The following is a 23,255-nucleotide window of genomic DNA, read 5'->3' as shown; positions in this document are numbered from 1 at the left end:
GCTACATGCCCATCAAAACACTGCAATCAGAACCGAGGCTTGACCGCCTTCCAGTCCGGTTTGTAACGCTGCATCTGCTTCACATCATCGCGCTGGCGAATCCCGCACGTCAGGTACTGGTCATGCAGCTTGCCCAATTGATCATGGTCCAGTTCCAGGCCCAGCCCCGGAGCCCGGGTGATTTTCACGCAGCCGTCGACGATCGGCAGCTTGCCGCCCTTGATCACCTCTTCATCCGGTTCCTGCCATGGATAGTGGGTGTCACAGGCGTAATCGAGGTTCGGCACCGAGGCGGCGACATGGGCCATGGCCATCAGGCTGATGCCCAGGTGCGAGTTCGAATGCATGGACACGCCAAGCCCGAAGGTCTCGCACATTTTCGCCAGTGCCTGGGTGTCGCGCAGGCCGCCCCAGTAGTGGTGGTCGGCGAGGACGATCTGCACGCTGTTCTGCGCCACGCTGCGGCGGAACTCATCGAAGTCGGTGACCACCATGTTGGTCGCCAGCGGCAGGCCGGTGCGTTTGTGCAGCTCGGCCATGCCATCCAGGCCCGGCGTCGGGTCTTCGTAATACTGCAGGTCGTCACCGAGCAGTTCGGCCATGCGGACCGAGGTTTCCAGCGACCAGTTACCGTTCGGGTCGATGCGCAGCGGATAGCCGGGAAACGCCCTTTTCAAGGCCTTGATGCACGACACTTCATGCTCCGGCGGCAGCGTGCCGGCCTTGAGTTTGATGCTCTTGAAGCCGTAGGCCTCGATCATGCGCCGCGCCTGGGCGACGATCTGCTCCTCGTTCAGCGCCTCGCCCCAACTGTCGGGCTTGTAGGGTGAATCGACGTGCTGCGCGTACTTGAAGAACAGATAGGCGCTGAATGGAATCTCGTCGCGGATCGCCCCGCCCAGCAAGTCCACCAAGGGCACGTTCAGGGAGTGTGCCTGCAGGTCCAGAAACGCCACTTCAAACGCCGAGTAGGCATTGCTCACCGCTTTGCTGGCGTGGGACCCGGGCGCCAGTTCCGCGCCGGCCAGGCTCGCCGGTTTGTTCGCCGCCACCGTGGCCTGGACGATCGCGCGCAGTTGATTGAGGTTGAACGGGTCCAGGCCGATCAGTTGGCTTTGCAGTTGCTGCTGGATCGCCAGTGCAGGCGCGTCGCCGTAGCTTTCACCCAGGCCGATGTAGCCATTGTCGCTTTCGATCTCGATGATCGAGCGCAGCGCGAAAGGTTCATGAATACCGCTGGCGTTCAGCAGCGGCGGATCACGGAAGGCGATGGGGGTGACGGTGACTCGTGTGATTTTCAAGAGGCTGCTCCCGTTGGATCAGATTTCAGGGCTTGATGACTGACCGGCTTTTTTGCGGTGGCATCTTCGGCCGGCGAGCTCAGGATGTTGCCGCGCGGTGCGGTGCGGGCGAAGAAGATCACCACCGCCGCGACCAATGATGTAGCGGCCAGGCCATACAGGCCGCCTTCGATGGAACCGGTGGTCTGTTCCAGGATGCCGAACGCCGTCGGGGCGACGAAGCCGCCGAGGTTGCCGATGGAGTTGATCAGGGCGATCACCGCCGCGGCGATGCGCGCGTCCAGATAGCCTTGCGGGATCGGCCAGAACAATGCCGAGGCCGCCTTGAAGCCGATCGCGGCAAAACAGATGGCGACGAAAGCGAAGACCGGACCACCGGTGGTGGACATGAACATGCCGAACGAGGCGATCACCAGCGTCACCGCGACCCAGGCCTGCTGGTACTTCCATTTGCTGGCCATGGCGGCGAAGCCGTACATCGCGACGATGGAGATGATCCACGGAATCGAGTTGAACAGGCCGACCTGGAAGTCACCGAGGTTGCCCATCTTCTTGATCATGCTCGGCAGCCAGAACGTGGCGCCGTAAATGGTCAGGGCAATCGAGAAGTAGATGAAGCAGAACAGCGCGATCTGTTTGTCGGCCAGCAACTTGAACATCGACGGCTTGACCGTATGCGTGGCATCGCGAGCCTGCTGCTCCAGATCAATGGCCGTGATCAGCGCGGTCTTTTCTTCCTCGCTGAACCACTTGGCTTCCCGTGGATGCGATTGCAGCCAGAACCAGACAAAACCGCAGAGGGCGATGGAGGCAAAGCCTTCGATCAGGAACATCCACTGCCAGCCGTGCAGGCTCAAGCCTTCGATGTGCAGCAGCGCGCCGGACACCGGGCCGGAAATCACCGAAGCGATGGCCGAGCCGCTGAGGAAAATCGCCATGGCCTTGCCGCGTTCGGTGGATGGCAGCCATTGGGTGAAGTAATAAATGATCCCGGGAAAGAAGCCGGCTTCAGCGGCGCCAAGGATAAAGCGCAGCACATAGAAGCTGGTTTCACCCTGGACGAAGGCCATCGCCATCGCGGCGGCGCCCCAGGTGAACATGATCCGCGTCAGCCAGGCGCGGGCGCCGTAACGTTGCAGCAGCAGATTGGACGGTACTTCGAAAATGGCGTAGCCGATGAAGAAAAGCCCGGCACCCAGGCCGTAGGCGGCAGCGCCAATGCCCAGGTCGGTTTCCAGGTGGCTGCGTACGAAGCCGATGTTGACCCGGTCGATGTAGTTGACGATGAACATGATCACGAACAGCGGCAGGATGTGGCGCTTGACCTTGGCGGCAGCGCGGGCGAGCACGTTCGGGTCGGGTGGACTCTGGTGGGTATTCAAGGGGCGACTCCCGATCATTTTTTTTGTAGGGGTAGCTTTAAGGGATTGGTGTAGGCCTGGAGCGATGATGGACGCCCGCATTGATCCCGTCTAATCTAACTTGGCATTCGATTGATACCTGGATTAGATCAATGTTCGAACTGACGCAACTGCGCTGCTTTACCACCGTCGCCACCGAACTGAATTTCCGCCGCGCCGCCGAACGGCTGAACATGACTCAACCGCCGCTGAGCCGGCAGATTCAGTTGCTGGAGCATCACCTGGGGGTCGAGCTGTTCACCCGCAGTACCCGCAGCGTCGCCCTCACCGCTGCCGGCCGTGCGTTCTTCATCGAGGCACAGAACCTGCTGGAGCGCGCCCAGCAAGCCGCGGTGACCGCCCGGCGTTTTGCCGAGGGCGATATCGGCTCGGTCAATATCAGCTTCGTCGGCAGCGCGGTGTACGAGTTCCTGCCCAAGGTCATCGCCGAGGCGCGACTGACGCAACCCCACGTCAAAATCGACCTGTCGGAAATGAACACCTACCAGCAACACGAAGCCCTGCGCGCCCGGCGCATTGACCTGGGCATCGCCCGCGCGCCGTTGCTGGAGCCTGGTTATTCCACCGAATGCCTGGTGCGCGAACCCTTTGTACTGGCGGTACCGAGCACTCACCCACTGGCCACGGCCACCAGCGTGTCGGTCAAGGACCTCGACGGCCAGCCGTTCCTGATGTACTCCCACGCCGCCTACCCGCCGTTCAACGAGCTGCTGACCGGCATGCTGCGCTCGGCCCGCGTTGCGCCTGATTACGTTCAGTGGCTCGGGTCGTCCCTGACCATCCTCGCCCTGGTCAACGCCGCCATGGGGCTGGCCCTGGTGCCCCGTTGCGCCACCAGCGTGGTGTTCAAGAACGTCGTGTTTCGCGATATCGACCTGGGCGAAGGGGTGCAAAGCGAGCTGCATCTGATCTGGCGCGAGAACAACGACAACCCGGCGTTCGCGATGCTGCTGGAAGGGATTCGGCGGGCGGTGCGTGAGGGATGGGGATCGTAGCCCCCCCTGTGGGAGCGAGCCTGCTCGCGAAGGCGGTGTGTCAGGCGACTTTTACGGTGACTGATACGCCGCCTTCGCGAGCAGGCTCGCTCCCACAGGGATTACAGGCTCGCCATCCGCTGGTGCATCGAGCCTGAACATCGCAATAAAAAAGTGCATCCAACGGTTGTTCCATCACTGCTGACAGCCTCGAAAGCCTTTACAGCGTGGCCTTGAGGGTTCTGGCCCGCCCTTTGCAACCACCCACTACGCAGTCAACGCAGATTGCACCTATACGACAAAGGCGCCGTGTAGCCCCCGTTCCGACGGAGGGCCGCATGGCGCCTTTTGCGTTTCTGAATTGATCAGGTGTTGGCAGGGTTTCGAGGATGGCAGACAAAACCGTACGCAGCGTATGTCCCTTCTGTGGTGTGGGTTGCGGCATCGTCATGCAGGTCGAAGGCAATCGGGTGGTCAAGGTCGCAGGCGACAAGACCCATCCGACCAACTTTGGTCGACTCTGCACCAAGGGTACGACCTGCGGGCAGGCGATTGCCGAGTCGGGCCGAATGGAAAACGCCTACCTGCGCCAGGCGCGCAATCAGGAACCGGCGCGGGTCGCCATGGATCAGGCGATCAGTGAAACGGCCAGCAGGCTGCGTGGCATTCTGGATAGCCATGGGCCAGACGCGTTGGCGTTCTATGTCTCGGGCCAGATGTCGCTGGAAGCCCAATACCTGATCAACAAACTGGCCAAGGGCTTTGTCCGTACCAACAACATCGAATCCAACTCGCGCCTGTGCATGGCCAGCGCGGGGAGCGGCTACAAGCTCTCGCTCGGCTCCGACGGGCCGCCCGGCTCCTACGAAGACTTCGACAAGGCGGATCTGTTCTTTGTGATCGGCGCCAACATGGCCGACTGTCACCCGATTCTGTTCCTGCGCATGATGGACCGGGTCAAGGCCGGGGCCAAACTGATCGTGGTCGATCCGCGGCGCAGCGCCACGGCGGACAAGGCCGGCCTGTTTCTGCAAATCCGCCCCGGCACTGACCTGGCCTTGCTCAATGGCTTGCTGCATCTGCTGGTAAAAAACGGCTACACCGACCCGGACTTCATCGCCACGTTCACCGAAGGCTGGGAAGTCATGCCGCAATTCCTCGACGACTACCCGCCGGACAAGGTCGCAGCACTCACCGGCCTGGCCGAAGCGGACATTCGTCAAGCGGCCGAGTGGATCGGTCAGGCAGCCGAGTGGATGAGCTGCTGGACCATGGGCCTGAACCAAAGCACCCACGGCACCTGGAACACCAATGCCCTGTGCAACCTGCACCTGGCCACCGGCGCGATCTGCCGGCCCGGCAGCGGGCCGTTTTCCCTGACCGGCCAACCCAATGCCATGGGTGGTCGGGAAATGGGCTACATGGGGCCAGGCCTGCCCGGCCAGCGTTCGGTGCTGGTCGAGGCGGACCGGGCGTTCATCGAGGATTTGTGGAGCATTCCCCGCGACAGCCTGCCCCGCAACGTCGGTGGTGGCACCGTGGACATGTTCGAGCAAATGGCTGAGGGCCGGATCAAGGCCTGCTGGATCATCTGCACCAACCCGGTGGCATCGGTGCCCAACCGCCGCACAGTGATTGAAGGCCTGCAAGCCGCCGAACTGGTCATCACCCAGGACGCCTACCTCGACACCGAGACCAACCGTTACGCCGACATCCTCCTGCCCGGCGCGCTCTGGGCCGAGGCCGAAGGGGTGATGATCAACTCCGAACGCAACCTGACGCTGATGCAGCAAGCCGTGGAGCCGCCCGGCGAAGCATTGGCCGACTGGCAGATCATCGCTCGGGTAGCATGCGCAATGGGCTTCGCCGAGGCGTTTACCTACACTTCGGCCGCCGAGGTGTTTGAAGAGATCAAACGCGCCTGGAACCCCAAGACCGGCTATGACATTCGCGGGGCCAGTCATGCGCGTCTTCGGGAAAAACCGCTGCAATGGCCCTGCGCGGAAAACGACAGCGAGGACCGCCATCCGATTCGCTATCTCAACAATGGCGTGAGCCAACAGCTCAAGGTCGAAGCCGATGGCAGCCGGCCGGCCATTGTCTTCGCCACCGAACGCGGCAAAGGGATCTTCCTGGCCCGTCCACACATGCCGCCGGCAGAAATGCCCGATGAACACTTTCCCTTTGTCCTCAACACCGGACGCTTGCAGCACCAGTGGCACACCCTGACCAAGACCGGCAAGGTCGCGACCCTGAACAAGCTCAATCCCGGCCCCTTCGTCGAGATCCATCCGCAAGATGCCGCCATCTTCGGCATTCGCGACAAGGATCATGTCGAAGTGCGCTCCGTGCGTGGCCGCGCCGTACTGCCGGCGGTGGTGACCGACCGGGTGCGTCAGGGCAATTGTTTTGCGCCGTTTCACTGGAACGATGTGTTCGGTGAAAACCTGGCGGTCAATGCCGTCACCCATGATGCGGTCGACCCGATTTCGCTGCAGCCCGGATTCAAATTCTGCGCAGTCGCCCTGCAACGGGTCGAACTGATCGAGCACCAGTTCCTCGAAGTGCCTGCGCCTGCCGATGAACGTCTCCCCGTTTGCCCCTTGCCAGAGGAACTCGCCATGTCGAGCATCGAGGCATTTGCCGATATCGCCGGCGTCAGTCGCCTGCCCTCACCGAAGCTCAATGAACATGAACGCCTTTACCTGGCCGGATTCGTCAGTGGCCTGCAATCGACGGAGAGCCGCCAGGCCGGTGGCGTACCTGTCCTGCCAGCCAACGCCCCCCTGGCCACCGACACCCGGTTATGGCTGGACGGCGTGTTGGGCGGCTTATTCAGCCGGGCCGAACCCCTTCCGCTACTCAGCGACAGCAGCGGATCATTGGCGAGCACACCTGCCGTGACGCTGCTATGGGCTTCGCAAACGGGCAATGCCGAAGCCTTGGCCGAGCGCTTCGCCAGCCGTTTACGCGACGCGGGCATCGCCGTCGAGCTGAGCGCGATGGCCGACTTTCCCGCCAACAAACTGGCCAACACTCACACCCTGGCCGTGATCAGCAGCACCTTCGGCGACGGCGATCCGCCGGACAATGGAGAAGGTTTCTGGCACAGCTTGAGCCGTGCCGAGACACGTCTGGAGTCCCTGCGTTTCGCGGTACTGGCCCTGGGCGATCCCAACTATGACCAGTTCTGCCAGCACGGTAAAAAACTCGATCAGCGTCTCCAGGAACTGGGCGCCACGCGGTTGCTGGAACGGGTCGATTGCGACACCGAGTTCGAGGCCCGCGCGGACCAGTGGCTGGCCGACCTTCTGAAAACCCTGCAACCGGTAACGATCAATCCAGCACCGGCGGCTATCGCCCACCCTGTCACCGCACCGTGCAAGGCCAAACCCTATGCCTCACGCTTGCTGAGTAACCTGCACCTGAACCAGCAAAGCGCCAACAAGGAAACCCGCATGTTTTCCCTGGCGCTGGCCGATTCCGGACTGCACTACGAAGCGGGCGACGCCTTGGGCGTCTTGCCGCGCAACTGCCCGGAACTGGTCGGCGAGATGCTGGAACTGACGCGGCTGGGCGCCGACACCACCGTTCACGTCGACAAGGTCGGTGAACTGCCGTTGCATCAGGCACTGACCGAACACTTCGAAATCGCCCGGCCCAACAGCGATACCCTGGCGTTCATCGCCGAGCGCAGTCGCAATCCGGCGTTGAAACAACTGCTAGGCAGCGAGCGCAAGGCTGAATTGAAAGACTGGCTGTGGGGTCGGCAACTGGCGGATGTGTTGCAGGCGTTTCCGGTCGACTGCTCCGCCAGTGAGTTGCTGGGCACGCTCAAGCGTCTGCAACCGCGACTGTATTCCATCTCCTCCAGCCCCAAGGCGCACCCGCAGGAAGTCCATCTCACAGTGGCCGCCGTGCGTTACGGCAAGCGCAAAGGCGTGTCCTCGACCTTTCTTGCCGATCGCGCCGCAGACAGCACCGTCCCTGTCTTCGTCCAGCCGTCGAAAAACTTCCGCGCCCCCGCCGATGGCGACGTGCCCATGATCATGATCGGCCCCGGCACCGGCGTCGCACCGTTTCGCGCCTTCCTGCAAGAACGTCGCGCCCGGGGCGACCAGGGCAAGAACTGGCTGTTTTTCGGCGAGCAGCACGCCGCCAGCGACTTTTACTACCGTGATGAACTGCAAGGCATGCAGCGCGATGGCCTGCTGACTGAACTCAGCCTGGCTTTTTCCCGTGACCAGGCACAGAAGATCTACGTGCAGGACCGCATCCGCGAACAGGGTGCCGAACTGTGGCGCTGGCTGCAGGAAGGCGCGCAGCTGTACATCTGCGGGGACGCCAGTTGCATGGCCAGGGATGTCGACCAGGCCTTGCGCCGGATCGCCCAGGACCATGGCGGATTGTGCACCGAAGGCGCTGCGGATTACTGGCGCCAGTTGAGTGAACAGAAGCGTTATCTGCGGGATGTTTATTGACTGGTTTGCCGATAAACCTGTGGGAGCGAGCCTGCTCGCGAAGAAGGAGTGTCAGTCGACCTCGTTGTTGACTGATACGCCGCTTTCGCGAGCAGGCTCGCGCCCACATTTATGTGAGTGCACTCACGACCGTTAATCCGGGATTTTGCCTTCGCAATAAAAACATATTTATATGCTTAAATTGATATTGTCGAACGTTCCCACTACAAGAGGGTGCCGTCATGAATATCAAGATCCTGGCTTTGATCCTGCTGGCCTTCTGCGCACAACCGGTCTGAGTTGCTTGCAGGCCATTGGGGCGCGGTGAAACACTACAGCGACGCGACAGTTGCCAAGGACGCCAAGGACAAGCAAGCCGCCGTTACGGAGTTGACCAGCAATGCCAAGGCGATTGCGGCTTTTCTGGCCGGTGCCAACCCCAACCTGCCCGAAGCCACGTTGGTGAACTTGCTGTCGGCACACGGCGGCCACCACATTGCGCAAATCGATGAGTTCGCCGCCCACGACTACGCAGGCGAAGCGAAGACCTGGCAGATGATGCGCACCCACATCCTGACGCTGTCGGACGCGTTGACCGCGGCACTGGTCAAGCAATTCCCGGACAAGTTCTGACACCGCGCGAGGGCACACCATGCTGGAAGGACTGGGCCGCACACAGCAGGACTTGCTCAATGCGTTGCTGCACCAAGCGGGCGGCATGAGCATTGACGAGTTGGCCGAGCATCTGGCGGTCACGCGCACGGCGATTCGCCAACACCTGGCGGCGCTGGAGCGTGACGGCCTGGTGCTGCGCGGCGAAACCCGTCCGACGGGGCGGCGGCCGGAGCAGCTGTATCGGCTCACCGACCATGCCAGGGAGCAATTCCCACGCCAGTATCAGTTGCTGGCCAGCGCGCTGATCGATGAAGTAGCGGAGATCATCGGCCCCGAGGCCCTGGCGACGCTGATGCGCAGCCTGGGTCGCAAACTGGCCCGGGACCGCGAACAGGAAGTCGTCGATGAAGTGAAGATTGTGGAGCACATGAATCAGGCGGGGTATGAAGCCGAAGTGTTCTTTCGCTCATCCGGTGACGCGCAAATCGTCGCACACAACTGCGTGTTCCATCGCCTGGCCGCGGCCCATCCAGTGGTCTGCGAACTGGATCTGGCTCTGATCGGTACGTTGGGCGGCGGTGAGGTCGAGCACACCGAATGCATGGTCCGTGGCGGGCATGTCTGCCGTTTCAAACTGCAGCCGGTCAAGTCTGTGCCGGAGGTTGAACACCATTCCCGCTGACAGGAAAAATGCCCTCCTGTGCTACGTCCGTCGGACATAAGAGCGCCCCTGAAAATATCCCCTCCTGCGCCTTGAACTTGTTTCGGGGCGCCAGTCTAAACCGGCGATTGATCCTCCTCCCAACCGTCGTCATCTCATCAGAGCTGTCCGTCCCATGCGCCAAACCGCCCTCGCCTTGCGCTTCACTTCGCTGTGCCTGTTAAACGCTCTTCCCTTCATCGCCAGCCCCGCCCACGCCGGTGCGGAGCGAGATCTGGTGGAAGCGATCAACGACTACCGTGCCCACCCCCGGGGCTGCGAACGCCGCCCCGCCCAACGCTTGTCGCCGCTGGCGCAGAAATCCAGCCTGGCGTTACCGATGGGTTATGGCGGCGGCTTGCGGGAAAGATTGAAGGATTCCGGGTATCAGGCGGTGTCGGTGCGCAGCATCCGGGTGGTGGGTGCGCGAGATGCCGAAGAGGCTTTCGACCTGATGCAGAGTGACCACTGCTCCGCCTTGCTCGACAGCCAATACACGGATGTCGGGGTCAGCCGCAGCCGCGGTGAATGGCAAGTGGTGCTGGCGCGGCCGGTGCTGGACAGCCAGGTGGGCGATACGCGCAGCGTCGGCAAAACCTTGCTGGCACAGGTCAACGCCGCCCGTGCCAAACCGCGTCTGTGTGGTCGCCAGCGTTTCGCCGCCGCCCGGCCATTGGCCTGGAACGCCAGCCTCGGCGCGGCGGCCCAGGGGCATAGTAAGGCGATGGCCTACGGCAATTATTTCTCCCACCGCGATCCTGATGGTGACACCGCCACTGACCGGGCGCGGGCCGCCGGCTTTCGTGGTCGACAGATCGGGGAAAATATCGCGGCGGGTCAAGGCTCACCGAGCAAGGCGATGGCCGGTTGGCTGGCCAGCCCGGGCCATTGCGCCAATTTGATGAATCCGATGTTTACCCAGGTGGGTGCAGGCGTCGCCACGCAAGCGCGCAGTGATCAGGGGGTTTATTGGACGATGATGTTTGGGGCGCCTTGACGGAGGTAGCTTGATTTTGTGTTGACTGTAATGCCGTCTTCGCGAGCAGGCTCGCTCCCACAATGGATCAATGCGCACACAGATGTTGTGGCCGCAAAAGTCCCCTGTGGGAGCGAGCCTGCTCGCGAAGAGTCAGTCAACGCTCGGAAACGTCGATCCAGATCGTCTTGATCTCGGTGTACTGATCATGCGCCCAGATCGACTTGTCACGCCCGCCGAAGCCGGATTCCTTGTAGCCACCGAACGGCGTTGATGCGTCACCCTCACCGAAGCAGTTGACCGTCACGATCCCTGCGCGGATTTCCCGCGACAGCTTGATCGCATTGCGCAGGTTATCGGTGTAGACCGACGCCGCCAGGCCATATACCGAGTCATTGGCCAGGGCGATGGCCTGGTCAATGGTGGTGAAGGTGGTCACGGCGAGTACCGGGCCGAAGATTTCTTCCTGGAACAGGCGGCTTTCAGCGCCCACACCGTCGACCACGGTCGGCTCGACGAAAATGTCGCTCTCGGTGTTGCCACCGAACACCACGTTGAGCTTCTCGACAGCAGCGTGTTCGAGGTAAGAGCGGACTTTCTCGAAGTGCGCCTTGCTGACCATCGACCCGATGCGATTTTCCGGGTCCAGCGGGCTGCCCATTTTCCACTCGCGCATTTGCACGCCGATGCGTTTGAGCAACTCGTCCTTGATGTCGGCATGGACAATCAGCCGCGACGACGCCGAGCAGTTTTCCCCCATGTTCCAGAACGCGCCGTTGACCACATGGCTCGCCACCAGATCCAGATCTTCGACGTCGTTCATCACCACCGCCGGGTTCTTGCCCCCGCACTCCAGCACGATGCGCTTGAGGTTCGAATCGGCCGCGTAGTTGAGGAAGCGGCGACCGGTCGCCGTCGACCCGGTGAAGCTGACCATGGACACGTCCATGTGCCGTCCCAGTGGCTCCCCGACTTCACTGCCACCACCCGACAACACGTTGAACACACCGGCCGGCACGCCGGCTTCATGGGCCAGTTCGGCGACACGCAGTGCCGTCAGCGTGGTTTCCTTGGCCGGCTTGACGATGATTGAGCAACCGGCGGCCAGAGACGGGCCGATTTTCCACGCAAGCATCAGCAGCGGGAAATTCCATGGCAACACCAGACCGACGACACCAATGGCTTCACGCACCACCAGGGTCATCGCACCGGAACCGACCGGTGCCGTGTTGTCGTAGATCTTGTCAATCAGCTCGGCATGCCAGCGCAGGGTATGAATGGTTTCGGGAATATCGGTGAGCTGGCACTCGCGAATCGGCTTGCCGCTGTCCAGGCTTTCCATGACCGACAGTTCGTGGGTGTTCTGCTCCAGCAGATCGGCAAAGCGCAGCAGTACTTTCTTGCGCTCGCCGGGGCTGAGCTTGTGCCAGCGACCGTCGTCGAAGGCCTCCTTGGCCTTGGCCACGGCGAAATCGACATCCTTGGCATCGCATGCGGTGATCTCGGCCAGCACTTCGTTGGTCGCCGGGTTCGTTGTAGTAAACGTTTTGCCCGAACCAGAAGTGTAAGACTCACCATTCACAAAGGACTGCGTTGGGAACTTCAGTTTCTGGGCGATAGCGGCATATTCAGCCGCACTGAGAAGATCAGCCATTGTTCGAACTCCCGATCACTTGAGCGACTTCACGCTTGAGGGTGGCGATGACGTCTTTCAGGGCCTGTTTTTCGTGCTCGTACAGCGGTTGCAGCGGCGAACGCACACTGCCGGTGCGCAGCCCGTTGAGTTCGCAGCCGTATTTGATCGACTGCACGAATTTGCCGCTTTCCAGGAAGTCCATCAGCGGCATGAACGCGCTCATGATCTTGCGCCCTTTTTCGAAATCCTTCTCGATCACGCAGGCTTCATAGAGTGCAACGTGTTCGCGGGGGATGAAGTTGGAACCGGCACACACCCAGCTGCGCGCACCCCAGGCAAAGAACTCCAGAGCCTGGTCGTCCCAACCGCAGGACAACGCAATGTTCGGGTGGTTGCGCGCCAGGCGATGGACTTGCGCCATGTCGCCGGAGCTTTCCTTGATGGCGACGATATTTTTCGATTCAGCCACCGCCGCGAAATACTCTTCGCCCATGCTGACGCCCATGCGCGCCGGGTAGTTGTAGAGCATGATCGGCAGGTCGGCGGCGCGGTCGACGGTCAACGCGTGGATGGCGTTTTCCTTCTCGGTCGGCAGCGCATAGGGTGGCGAGCCGACCAGAATCGCATCGGCCTTGATGGCGCGGGCAGCCGTAGCGTATTCCACCGAATCTTCGGTGCGGATGGCGCCGGTGCCGATGACCAGCGGCAAGCGCCCGCCGATCACGTCCTTGGCCTGGGTCGCCAGGGCGATGCGCTCTTGCGCGGTGTGGGCGTAGTACTCACCGGTCGAACCGCCAATGATGATGCCGTGCACTTTGGATTCGATCAGGTACTCGAGCACGTCGGCGAAGGCCGATTTGTCGATCTCGCCATTGGCCGTCAAGGGAGTGATTGCCGGGGTATAGATGCCTTCGAACTTCATGATTGCCTCTCCATCAGTAAGGGATGTTTTTCAACTCAGTGCCGCCGCATCGCGCAAGTTCAGCGAACGTGTTTCAGGTGCCATGGCCCAGGCCGCCGTCAACCCGATAAAGGTGACGCCTGCTGCCACATACATGGTGTTGCCGATACCCAGTGTCTGCAGTGAAACCGGCACCAGGTAAGTACCGACCGCCGCCCCGACACGGGACAGCGAAGTGCCGATGCCGACGGCAAAGGCGCGGATTTCCGTGGGGAATAGTTCGTTCGGATAGACCAGTTGCAGCACCTGCGCGCCACCGATAAACACCGCGTAGGCACCGAACAGAAAGAGCACGAGTAATTCGTTGCCGTTGGAAAATATTGCCAACAGCAACAACGAAACACCCGACCAGAGAAAACTGTGGATCAACATGCTGCGCCGACCGATCGTATTGATCAGCCTGGTTGCAAGTACACAACCGACGACAAACAACAACGTAATGGCCATGGAGCCATAGGAAGCCCACTCGCCCTTCAGATTAAGTGCCAACAAAACTTTAGGCGCAAAGGCATAAACAGCGAATACCGGAATAATCGAACACGACCAGAATACCGAGACAAAGAACAAGCGCTTGCCATAACCGGAATGCAGCAAGTCCATGAAAGTCATCTTCTTTTCATCGGGCTGTTCGGGCAGGTCCCGCAGTGAATAGTGCGAGCCATACACCTGCTTGATCACCCGCTCGGCCTCGCGGTCACGCCCCTTGCTCAACAACCAGCGCGCGGATTCCGGTGTGCCAACGCGCAGCAACAGCAACACTGCGCCGATGACCGATGCGCTCGCCAGTGCATAACGCCAGGCATCGTCGCCCCCCGCATTAAGGATGGCGTTACCCACCACGTAAGCAAATGCCGCACCGGCAAACCACAGAATGGTCAATGCCGCGAGTCGCGGGCCACGTTGTTTCTTGGGCAGGAACTCCACCAGCAACGACGTGGCCACTGGATATTCGATGCCCACGGCCAGCCCAATGATGAACCTGAAGGCAAACAGCGCCGCTGCCGACTCCACCCAGAATTGCGCCAGCGAACAGATGATGAACAGTGAAGGGCCGATAAAATAAACGGTCTTGCGGCCCAGCTTGTCCGTCAGCCAGCCACCGATAAAACCGCCAAAAAACACACCCATCAAGGCCGATGCCGCGATCATGCCTTGCCAGAATTCACTCAGGTTCAGCGCCGACGTTACTTGCAACATGGCGATGCCGATAATGCTCAACACATAACCGTCGACAAACGACCCGCCTCCCGAACGGGCCGTCAACAACCGGTGGAAGTTATTGAGAGGAACATCCTCAATGGATGTATTAGGACTTGTCATTATTGTCTCCTATTACGTCTCGGTCATTCGAAGGGCTCAAAGACCTGAATTCCAGGTAAACGAAAGCCGTCTCGATCAAAAACAGTCAGCCGCCATGGACGCGCCAATAGCACTAACAACTTCCAATCAATCGTTTAAATTCGAACTTATCTAACTTACGTGTTGCTTGATCAGCTTTCCTTTCCTGCGCGGCACTGACCCCATAGAAGGTTCATGTTCACGCCTGCGGACAGTATCGGCTCAGGTGGATTTCTGTTCGGTCCCGGGGAGGACAACAAAAAGTCGATCAGGTGATTGCTTTTGCCCGCCAACCAGTCGGCCAACAGTGTGCCTGTCACCGTGCCCCGCGTGACCCCGAGTCCGTTGCAGCACAGTGCGCCGTAGACGTTGTTGCTCAACTGGCCGAAGTGCGCCATATGATTCCTCGACATGGCCAGCGAGCCGCCCCAGGTGTACTCGAAATCAACCTCCGGGAGCATGGGGAATCGGCGCTCGAACGATTCCTTGTGTCGCTGATGGAACCGCTGCAGGTACTTGGGATGGCTGCGCCCATCGGCATTGAAGCTGAAGCTGTTGCGCACCAACAGGCGATCATCCATGGTCCGGCGCAGCGTGGTGCCGAAAGGGTCGGCGGGTATCACGCCCCAATAAGGCCGGCCACCCAGGCGTGCCTGCTCTTGCTCCGTCAACGGCCGGGTCAGGCTCGCGTAGGTGAAGATGGGCAACATGCGCCCTTTCAAGAAGCCAAAACTCATGGCGAACGCGTTGTTGGTCAGCAGCAATTTGTCAGCAACGATACGGCCGAACTTATGGGTAAGGATGGTCTTGTCGCCATACTCCACTTCGGTAATCGGGGTGTTTTCGTACAGCGTCACGTTGCTCGGCAGACTGTCGGCCAGGCCTTTTACCAGGGCAGCCGGCTGGACCAGTGCCGTGCCAGGGGTAAACAGCGCCTTTCGATAGAAGCCGGTGCCGATGTGCCTGGGCAAGTCCTTCTCTTCGATCATCTCGTAAGGTTGACCGAGCTTGTCCAAACCACGGCGGTAAGCATCCAGCACCGCGATGCCCCGGTCTTCAATGGCCGCCTGGTACTTGCCGCACAGGCTGAACTGACACTGGATACCGTGCTTCTCCACCAGACTCTTCAAGATCGATTGCCCGGTCAGGTTCAACTCCATGCTGATCCTGGCGGTCTTGATGTCGCCGATATAGTCATCGGCGCCAATATCGTGTGGCAGGTCGATGGCAAATCCGGCGTTTCTACCGGAAGCGCCATACCCGACCTCCTGTGCCTCGATCAATACGATCTCGTCATCCGGAAAGTTCAGCGCCAGTTGCCGGGCCGCTGCCAGCCCGGTGAACCCGGCACCCACCACCACCCAGCGGGCCGAGCGGATGCCTGAGTGAGACGGACGCGCCACTCTGGGTTGACTCAGGTGGAACCAGCCACAAGTGGAGTCGTCTGCCGGTGTGTATCTGATCTTTGCCATTTTCGCGACCTGGGCTCTTTTATAGTTGTGAGTACTAAAAGCTTCCCTTCTGCACGATCTCATCACGGTGTAAGTGGTGGTTATGCCAGTGCAACCGGTACTGCTTGTTAGAAGGTAAGTGCCACTTCCAGCCCTTCGGGCGCGGCGTATTCGGACATCCGTCGGCGGGACAGCTCCAGATGCGCGCGCACGATATCCCCGGCCAGAACCGGGTCATGGTTTTCAATGGCACTGATCATTTCGTCATGCTGCCCCGCCGCCACTTCCAGGTCTTCCTGCATGTCGGCGGTGGTCGGGTGGCGATAGAAAATCTTGCCCAGCCGCGCATGGTCGATCAGCAGGCGCTGCAGGCTCGGCATCAGGTAGGCGTTGTGCGCCATCTTGCCGATCTGCAGGTGGAATTCGTCGTTGTAGAGCACGCGCTTCTCGACGTCTTTTTCTTCGATGGCGGTGCGGAACAGTGCCTGGATGCGTTTGAGCTCGACAAGCTCGGCAGCCGTGGCGTGGGTCGCGGCCAGTTGAGTGGTGGCGATGTAGATCAGCGGTGCGGCGAGGAAAAAGCTGCGCAGCGATTGATAGTTCATCGACGAAACCCGCGCGGCGCGGTTCGCTTCCAGATCGATGTAACCCTCGGCTGCCATCTGCCGCATGAGCTCACGTACCGGTGGCCGGGACAGCCCGAACTCGTCGCACAAGGCCAGTTCATCCACCACTGCGCCAGGTGCCAGTTCCATGCTCAGGATCCGGCGCCGCAGCGCTTCGCCCAACACGGCTTTACGGTCAACAGGCAGATCGGTGGAAGCCTGCAGATCGAGTTCTTTTATGGCCATCTTCAGAAACCTTCGTACGGGTGAGTGAGCATTGTCTACTACCTGTATTCTCACTATAAAACAACGTTATTCTTTGTGTCTACAATTAAAATACACAAAAGAAACAGCGGCCGATGGCAGGTGATGGGTGGTGGATGGGGAATGAATTCGAGTTGAAAACCGACGGTATTAACGCGGGCGTTCTGTAGGAGCGAGCTTGCTCGCGATGGTCGTTAACGATGACGCGTGCTTACGGTTTACACGCGGCGCTCTCGAGCCCATCGCGAGCAAGCTCGCTCCTACAAAACCGCGGTGCGGCGGTCATTTGACCAACCGCGTTTCCTTGGATGGGCGATAGCCGAAATACGAGCTGTAGCACTTGCTGAAGTGGCTGGGCGAAACGAAACCACAAGCCACCGACACTTCGACGATGGTCAACGAGGTGTGCTGCAGCAAACGACGCGCTTCGGTGATGCGCAAGTCCATGTAATAGCGCTGCGGCGTGGTGCCCAGTTGTTCCTTGAACAGCCGCTCGATCTGTCGCCGGGAGCGGCCCGCGTACTCACAGAGCGCTTCCATCTCCAGCGGTTCTTCGAGGTTGGCGTCCATCAGGTTGACCACCTCGCGCAACGGGCCGCAGACCGAAGCGTTCAGCGAGGGTTTGATGCGCCGGTAACGTGAGGCCTCGAACGCCAGAATATCTTCAATGCCATCGGTCAACGCCTTGTCATGCAGACCCCTGATCCACTCCAGCGCCATATAGAAGGTGCCGTTTGGACTCGAGGCGGTCAGACGGTCGCGGTCCACCACGTAGGCTTCGCTGGTGACTTGCGTCAACTTGGCGATTTCCGCCAGTGCCGGGCGATGTTCGGGGTGAATCGCGCAGCGATAACCGTCCAGCAATCCCGCGCGCCCGAGAAACCAGGCGCCGTTCCAGATGCCCGCCAGGGTCACACCCAGTTCGGCCGCACCGTGCAACAGGGTGGTCAACGCCTCATCGGCCTTGAGCGCGGTACGATAACCGCCACACACCACCAGCAAATCCAGGGCCTGGATTTCGGCGTGGCTGAGACAGGCATCGGGTCGAATCACCAACCCCAGATCGCTGATCACTTCCCCTTCGGTCAAGCCAAAGGTTTTCGTTGAAAACAACTCAGGTCGCAGCAAATTGGCGGTGATGACTGTGTCGAGCGCCTGGGTGAACGCCGGCAAGGAAAAATGCTCCAGCAACAGAAATCCCGCCCGCGCCCGGACCGACTGGCCTTCGTGCTCATTGAGGTAGCGCAGGTTCTTGCCCTTCATGCCACCGCTGAACTGACGTCGCTCTACCAACGCACGCCTCGCTTCGTCGTGTTGACGAACATGTGAATTAACGCCTTGATACCTGATACTCCTGAGCAGGCTCGGTGAGTGGCCTGTTTACGCAAATTGAACGCCGTGGGCAAGTGGGTTTAACGCTTAGCTCAGGAGTAGAACCTGTGGGAGCGAGCCTGCTCGCGAAGAGGATGTAACATTCAGCAGTGATGTTGACTGTCACACCGCTTTCGTCGGAACGCCGCCCGGAGCGGGCTCGCTCCCACAGGGATTGTGCTGCCCCCTACCCTTAAGTGATGGGTACAACGGTCTTAAACCATCTGCCGTGGCGAATGACGTTGCAAGGCGCCGCGTGACAAGCGGTCGAGCAGCAAGGCAACCGCAACGATCGCCAGACCGGCACGAAGCCCCAGGCCCATTTCCATTCGGGTCAGGCCACGGGTGACTTCCGCACCCAGACCGCCGGCACCCACCAGCCCCGCCAACACCACCATCGCCAGCGACAGCAAGATGCATTGGTTCAGTCCGACCAGCAGCGTCGGTGCTGCGGTGGGCAATTCGATCTTGAACAGAATCGACCGCGGAGAAGCACCCAGCGCCTGGCCGAGTTCCAGCAGGTCCTTGGGTAATTGTTTGAACGCCAGGGTCGTCAGCCGCAGCATCGGCGGGATGCCATACACGATGGTTGCGATGATGGCCGGTACGCGACCGAGGCTGAACAACATCACTGCCGGGATCAGGTAGACCCACGGCGGTACGGTTTGCATCACGTTGAGAATTGGCAGAAACGCCGCATCGACGCGCTTGACCCGTGCCGCCAGCACGCCAAGGGGGAAGGCAATCGATACCGAGATCAGCACCGACACCGAGACCAGGGCTATGGTCTGCATCGACGCCACCCACAGCCCCGAGAACAGACAGAAGGCCAACATCAGCCCGGCAAAAATCGCCACCCGCAGATTGGCGAAAATGAACGCCAGGACCACCACCACCGCGATCGACACATAAGGCGACGGCGCCAGCAATGCGCTTTCAATACCGCCCAGGCTGGTTTCGATCACTTTACTGATCAGCACGAACAGACCGTGCAGATTGGCATTCATCCAATCGATGGCTGGCGCGAGAAACGCACCGGGCGAGAAACGCAGATCGAGGAGGCTCATTGGTTGTCTCCCATCCGCGACCGCGCCGCACTCTGTGCGAGCCGATCGAGGATCATGGTCAGAATCACGATGGCAATCGCCGCGTTGATCGACTTGGCAATATCCAGCGTTCGCACGGCACCGTAGATCGATTCACCGAGACCGCCGGAGCCGACAATCCCGGCGATCACCACCATGCCGAAGGCCATCATCAGGCTCTGGTTGACCCCGGCCATGATGCTGGGCATGGCGAACGGCAGGCGAATCTTGAAGAACATCTGCAACCCGGTGACCCCGCTGGCCTCGCCCAACTCGATGAACTCTTTGGGCGTCATGCGAATACCCAGGGAAGTCAGGCGCAGCGCGGGTGGCACCGCCACAATAAAGGTCGCCAACAAGGCCGTGGCCGGACCGTAGCCGAGCAATGCAATGGCCGGCAGCAGGTAGATGTAGGGCGGCATGGTCTGGACCAGGTCGAGGCAAGGATCGACCACGCGATCGAATACCGGCGCCAGCCCCGCCAACACGCCCAAAGGAACGGCGACCATCAAGGCCAATACCGTGGCCGTGAGCACCAATGCCAGCGTACTCACCGTCTCCGGCCACAGGCCGATCATGGCACAGGCGAGCAACGCCAGGGCCGACAGTACGGCAAAGCGAAGCCCCACCATGCGCCAGCCGATCAGGCCAAAGAGAATCGCAATCACGTAATACGGTGGGTAGGCCAGGCACCACAACACGCCTTTGAAAATACCTTCCAATACCGTATTGAAGGTCTCGAATACGAACTCGCCGTTCTCGGAAAGCCACTCCAGGCCGGAGTCGACAGCCGAGTCGAATTGCGAGGAAAAATCGGGCGTACTCATGTCGACGCCTCCAGGACGGTGGCCGCGTGTTCAGCCGCGACTTCATTCGGCAGACCCTGCACGCCTCGCAGCAGATCGCGGGGGGTGATCACCCCCACCACCACACCGTTTTTCACGACGGTGATGGCTTCAAGGCTGGATTGCGTGGTCAGGCCGATCAGTTCGTCGAGATCGGCTTCCGCCGAGGCTTTCGGCAGCCGCGTGAGATCACAGGATGGATTGGCCCCCTGGAATGCCGCCACCGGGGTCATGACCGAATGGGCCTTGACCAGGTGCAAGCGGGAAATGCCGGCAACAAACTCGGCCACGTAGTCATCCGCCGGATTGAGGACAATCTCTTCGGCGGTGCCGACCTGGATGATCACCCCATCTTTCATGATCGCGATGCGATCGCCGATGCGGATGGCCTCTTCCAGGTCGTGGGTAATGAACACCGCGGACTTGCCAAGGTCCTTGGTCAACTGGCGGAATTCATCCTGCAACTGCCGACGAATCAGCGGATCCAGCGCACTGAAGGGTTCGTCCATCAGGATGACTTCAGGGTCTGCGGTAATGGCCCGCGCCAGACCGACCCGTTGCTGCATCCCGCCGGACAGTTCACTGGGGTAACGCGAAGACCAGTCGGTCAAGCCGACCTTGGCCAATGCCCGCTCCGCCACCTGATAGCGCTCGGCTTTACCGACGCCCTGCACTTCCAGGCCAAACGCGGTGTTTTCCAGCACCGTGCGATTGGGCAGCAAGGCGACACTCTGGAACACCATGCCGATGTTGCGTGCCCTGACTTCCCGCAGTTTCGCGGGAGACAGGGCGGCAAGGTCATTGCCTTTGACCAGAACCTTGCCGGAACTGGGGGTGATCAGCTTGTTGAGTAGCCTGATGAGGGTGGACTTGCCACTACCGGACAGTCCCATGATGCAAAAGATCTCGCCACGACGGACCTGGAGACTGACATCAGAGACCCCGACCACACAGCCATAATCCTGCAGGATCTGGGTTTTACTGAGTCCCTTTTGCACCACAGCATCCATCGCCGCCTTGGCGTTCTGACCGAAGATTTTCCAGACTGACTGACAATCCACGAGCAATTCGTTAGTGTCTATTTTGACCGTATTCATTTTTTTGCCTATTGAACCAGTTTTGCTGGTTTTTCTAATTGATCAAAACTCGGCAGTGGCATGACTGTAGGAGCGAGCTCGCTCGCGATGGACGTTAACGATAACGAGGGGCGTCTGACTGAACGCGTCGCCCTTAATTCCATCGCGAGCAAGCTCGCTCCTACATGATTATGGCTTCTTGATATTTTCCCAACGCTTCAACAGGTCAGCATTTTTGGTAGTCCAGTCGTTTACCGCCTGTTCCATGCTTTTTCCGTCTTTAACCTGGCCATTTATATTTGTGATATCGCCCAGTGGAACATAAACACTGGCAATGACTTCACGGGCATGCGGGTATTCCTGGGTAAAACCCTTATGTCCGATCCAGTAGTAACCTTGTGGCGGCGGAAATACGCCTTTTGGATCCTTGAGGAACTTCAGATCAAACTTCTGCGCCATCCAGGACGGCTCCCAGACAGTCACCGCCACCCACTCTTTACGATCGACCGCCGACTTCAATGCTGCAGTCATGGCCGCGGTACTGCCTTCAAGCAGTTGCAGCTTGATGCCGTAGTCCTTGACCGCCTTGGTGGCATCACTCATCAGGCCCGAGCCCGGTTCGATACCGATGATTTTCCCGCCGAACTTGTCGGCGTTGTCATTGAGCTGTTCGAGCGAGTCGATGTCGACGTACTTGGGCACCGCAATGGCCTGATAGAGGCCGTAGGACACCGGCGACAGTTTTTCCAGGCGGTTCTTGTTCTTGTTCCAGTAATCGTGCGCCGCATAGTCGGTCTGCGAAGCCAGCACCTGGATATCGCCTTTGGTCAGCGCCGCGTAGGCGATGCCCCACTCGGAGAACTCGATAACTTTTACGGTATAACCGGAGTCTTCAAGTACTTTTTTGGTAATACCGGTAATGGGCGTCAAATCCTCCCATGACAAAGTACCCACCGTAATGGTCTTTTCTTCCGCGTGAACAGGCAGTATTGCCATGCCCATAAGCGCGACCGCGCAGACTGCCTTAAAAAACTTGTTCATGGCGTTCCTCGATCTTCGATGAAATCTGTTTTTATCAGCCTCTAAACAATAGAAGCCCGTGGTGTGAAACCTTAAGTCCACCATCCGGTTCAGCGTTTATTGCCTGTCAACTCACACTTGAATTGACACTCAATGCAGTCTGCCGCGGGGGCAGAAATTTTTATTGATCGGGCCGGGATCAATATTATTTAAATGCAAACGGAAGGTCCGCTTTCATCCCTTGAGGCGCTATAAACATTTCCATGTTTTCGCGGGAAAGCTCCCAATGTTCAAACACCAGATCCACCACGGCGCTCTCGTCACGATTTTCGATAGCGACAATAAATGAATCGTGATGCTCGGCTGAAAGTTCAAGGCGTCGTTCCGTGTCCTCGTCGCGAGGACGGAAAAATGTATGGCCGATGCGTGCGTGATCAATCAGCAATCGCTCCAGGCTGGGTTCCAGATACTGATTACCGGCCATTTCACCCATGATCGCGTGAAAGCGATTGTTCTCCACCACCATCATCAGCGCATCGCGGGACACCGTCGCAGCGCGGAAACGGCGCTGGGTTTCCTTGAGGTCGACCAGTTGGTGGGCCTTGAAGTTTTGCACTGCCAGGCGACCGATCGCCGCGTAGACCATCGGTGCGACCAGGAAGAAGTTGCGCAACGTCGAATGGTTCATCGGAATCACCCGCGCGCCCCGGTTTTCCCGGATATCGATGTAGCCCTCACCGGCCAGGCGCCGGAACACCTCGCGCACCGGGGTGCGTGAGAGACCGTAGCGTTCGCTGATCGCCACCTCGTCCAGCGCCTCGTCTGGGTCCAGTTCCATGGTGAGGATCTGACGCTTGAGGTCGTCGTAAAGAGTGCTCTTGCCGTTTTTCACAAAAGACCTCCAGGGCAGGCAAATCAGCGCTTATGTCATCGTGTTGAAATCAGATTCGCACGGGTTTCGGGTACCGTCAATGCTTTGTATTTTTTATGTATACACAGAAAATACTGTAAGAACACACGTGCAAAATCGCTCAAACCCTTGAAAAACAGGGGCTTGGATTTACGTGCGTGAATTGAGGTGGTCGTTAACAGGAATGTTTTCTGTCGCGAATTGAATGGCCTGAATGGCCGGTATTGATCCAGTCCACGCAATGGG

The 23,255-nt window shown here is 59.7% G+C and carries 17 protein-coding genes and 1 pseudogene; 5 read left to right on the top strand and 13 right to left on the bottom strand.

The features are described from left to right. Positions 1 to 26 precede the first annotated feature (26 nt). Positions 27 to 1,301 (bottom strand): glucarate dehydratase family protein, encoded by a 1,275-nt coding sequence (locus tag CKW21_RS17690; protein WP_095195239.1) that lies wholly within the window; start codon positions 1,299 to 1,301, stop codon positions 27 to 29. Further along, positions 1,298 to 2,683 (bottom strand): MFS transporter, encoded by a 1,386-nt coding sequence (locus tag CKW21_RS17685; protein ID WP_095195238.1) that lies wholly within the window; start codon positions 2,681 to 2,683, stop codon positions 1,298 to 1,300. The genes CKW21_RS17690 and CKW21_RS17685 overlap by 4 nt, the downstream gene beginning before the upstream one ends. A 131-nt stretch (positions 2,684 to 2,814) precedes the next feature. On the opposite strand from CKW21_RS17685, the gene CKW21_RS17680 reads away from it, so the two are divergent. The 5 genes and pseudogenes from CKW21_RS17680 to CKW21_RS17660 all read left to right on the top strand — a co-directional run bounded on the left by CKW21_RS17680 (position 2,815) and on the right by CKW21_RS17660 (position 10,468). Further along, positions 2,815 to 3,717, top strand: coding sequence for a LysR substrate-binding domain-containing protein (locus tag CKW21_RS17680; protein WP_095195237.1), 903 nt, complete (start codon positions 2,815 to 2,817; stop codon positions 3,715 to 3,717). A gap of 368 nt (positions 3,718 to 4,085) precedes the next feature. After that, on the top strand, positions 4,086 to 8,177 hold the full coding sequence (locus CKW21_RS17675) for a bifunctional nitrate reductase/sulfite reductase flavoprotein subunit alpha (protein ID WP_095195236.1): 4,092 nt from the start codon (positions 4,086 to 4,088) through the stop codon (positions 8,175 to 8,177). A 276-nt stretch (positions 8,178 to 8,453) separates the two neighbouring features. Then, positions 8,454 to 8,789 (top strand): annotated as a pseudogene (locus tag CKW21_RS17670) (hypothetical protein); the annotation flags it as partial. Between the two features lie 19 nt (positions 8,790 to 8,808). Beyond that, positions 8,809 to 9,453, top strand: coding sequence for a metalloregulator ArsR/SmtB family transcription factor (locus tag CKW21_RS17665; protein ID WP_095195235.1), 645 nt, complete (start codon positions 8,809 to 8,811; stop codon positions 9,451 to 9,453). Between the two features lie 154 nt (positions 9,454 to 9,607). Next, positions 9,608 to 10,468, top strand: a complete 861-nt coding sequence (locus tag CKW21_RS17660) for a CAP domain-containing protein (protein ID WP_095195234.1) — start codon at positions 9,608 to 9,610, stop codon at positions 10,466 to 10,468. Positions 10,469 to 10,604: 136 nt separating this feature from the next. Here the strand turns inward: CKW21_RS17660 and CKW21_RS17655 are convergent, their stop codons facing one another. The 11 genes from CKW21_RS17655 to CKW21_RS17605 form a co-directional block, all read right to left on the bottom strand. Further along, positions 10,605 to 12,101: an aldehyde dehydrogenase gene (locus CKW21_RS17655; RefSeq protein WP_095195233.1), complete on the bottom strand. Its 1,497-nt coding sequence runs from the start codon at positions 12,099 to 12,101 to the stop codon at positions 10,605 to 10,607. Continuing rightward, positions 12,094 to 13,005, bottom strand: coding sequence for a dihydrodipicolinate synthase family protein (locus CKW21_RS17650; RefSeq protein ID WP_095195232.1), 912 nt, complete (start codon positions 13,003 to 13,005; stop codon positions 12,094 to 12,096). Before CKW21_RS17650 ends, CKW21_RS17655 begins: the two co-directional genes overlap by 8 nt. Positions 13,006 to 13,035: 30 nt before the next feature. Next, positions 13,036 to 14,364 (bottom strand): MFS transporter, encoded by a 1,329-nt coding sequence (locus CKW21_RS17645; RefSeq protein WP_095195231.1) that lies wholly within the window; start codon positions 14,362 to 14,364, stop codon positions 13,036 to 13,038. Positions 14,365 to 14,534: 170 nt separating this feature from the next. After that, the gene (locus CKW21_RS17640) at positions 14,535 to 15,854 is read right to left on the bottom strand and encodes an FAD-binding oxidoreductase (RefSeq protein ID WP_095195230.1); all 1,320 of its coding nucleotides are present in this window, start codon (positions 15,852 to 15,854) and stop codon (positions 14,535 to 14,537) included. Positions 15,855 to 15,961: 107 nt separating this feature from the next. Beyond that, complete coding sequence (locus tag CKW21_RS17635; RefSeq protein ID WP_095195229.1) at positions 15,962 to 16,684, bottom strand: GntR family transcriptional regulator; 723 nt, start codon at positions 16,682 to 16,684, stop codon at positions 15,962 to 15,964. A gap of 300 nt (positions 16,685 to 16,984) precedes the next feature. Continuing rightward, positions 16,985 to 17,995 carry a GlxA family transcriptional regulator gene (locus tag CKW21_RS17630; protein ID WP_170948686.1) on the bottom strand — a complete coding sequence of 337 codons (1,011 nt, stop codon included), beginning with the start codon at positions 17,993 to 17,995 and terminating at the stop codon, positions 16,985 to 16,987. A gap of 293 nt (positions 17,996 to 18,288) precedes the next feature. Beyond that, the gene (locus CKW21_RS17625; RefSeq protein ID WP_095195227.1) at positions 18,289 to 19,140 is read right to left on the bottom strand and encodes a proline/glycine betaine ABC transporter permease; all 852 of its coding nucleotides are present in this window, start codon (positions 19,138 to 19,140) and stop codon (positions 18,289 to 18,291) included. Next, positions 19,137 to 19,985 (bottom strand): proline/glycine betaine ABC transporter permease, encoded by an 849-nt coding sequence (locus CKW21_RS17620; RefSeq protein WP_095195226.1) that lies wholly within the window; start codon positions 19,983 to 19,985, stop codon positions 19,137 to 19,139. Before CKW21_RS17620 ends, CKW21_RS17625 begins: the two co-directional genes overlap by 4 nt. Continuing rightward, on the bottom strand, positions 19,982 to 21,100 hold the full coding sequence (locus CKW21_RS17615) for a glycine betaine/L-proline ABC transporter ATP-binding protein (RefSeq protein ID WP_095195225.1): 1,119 nt from the start codon (positions 21,098 to 21,100) through the stop codon (positions 19,982 to 19,984). Before CKW21_RS17615 ends, CKW21_RS17620 begins: the two co-directional genes overlap by 4 nt. A gap of 168 nt (positions 21,101 to 21,268) precedes the next feature. After that, the gene (locus tag CKW21_RS17610; RefSeq protein ID WP_095195224.1) at positions 21,269 to 22,120 is read right to left on the bottom strand and encodes a glycine betaine ABC transporter substrate-binding protein; all 852 of its coding nucleotides are present in this window, start codon (positions 22,118 to 22,120) and stop codon (positions 21,269 to 21,271) included. A 184-nt stretch (positions 22,121 to 22,304) separates the two neighbouring features. After that, on the bottom strand, positions 22,305 to 22,991 hold the full coding sequence (locus CKW21_RS17605; RefSeq protein ID WP_095195223.1) for a GntR family transcriptional regulator: 687 nt from the start codon (positions 22,989 to 22,991) through the stop codon (positions 22,305 to 22,307). Positions 22,992 to 23,255: the final 264 nt, after the last annotated feature.

It is taken from the genome of Pseudomonas sp. Irchel 3A7 (assembly GCF_900187565.1).
GTDB lineage: Bacteria > Pseudomonadota > Gammaproteobacteria > Pseudomonadales > Pseudomonadaceae > Aquipseudomonas.
The sequence above is the reverse complement of the archived record's forward strand: the minus strand, read 5'-3'. Positions and strand labels throughout refer to the sequence as shown.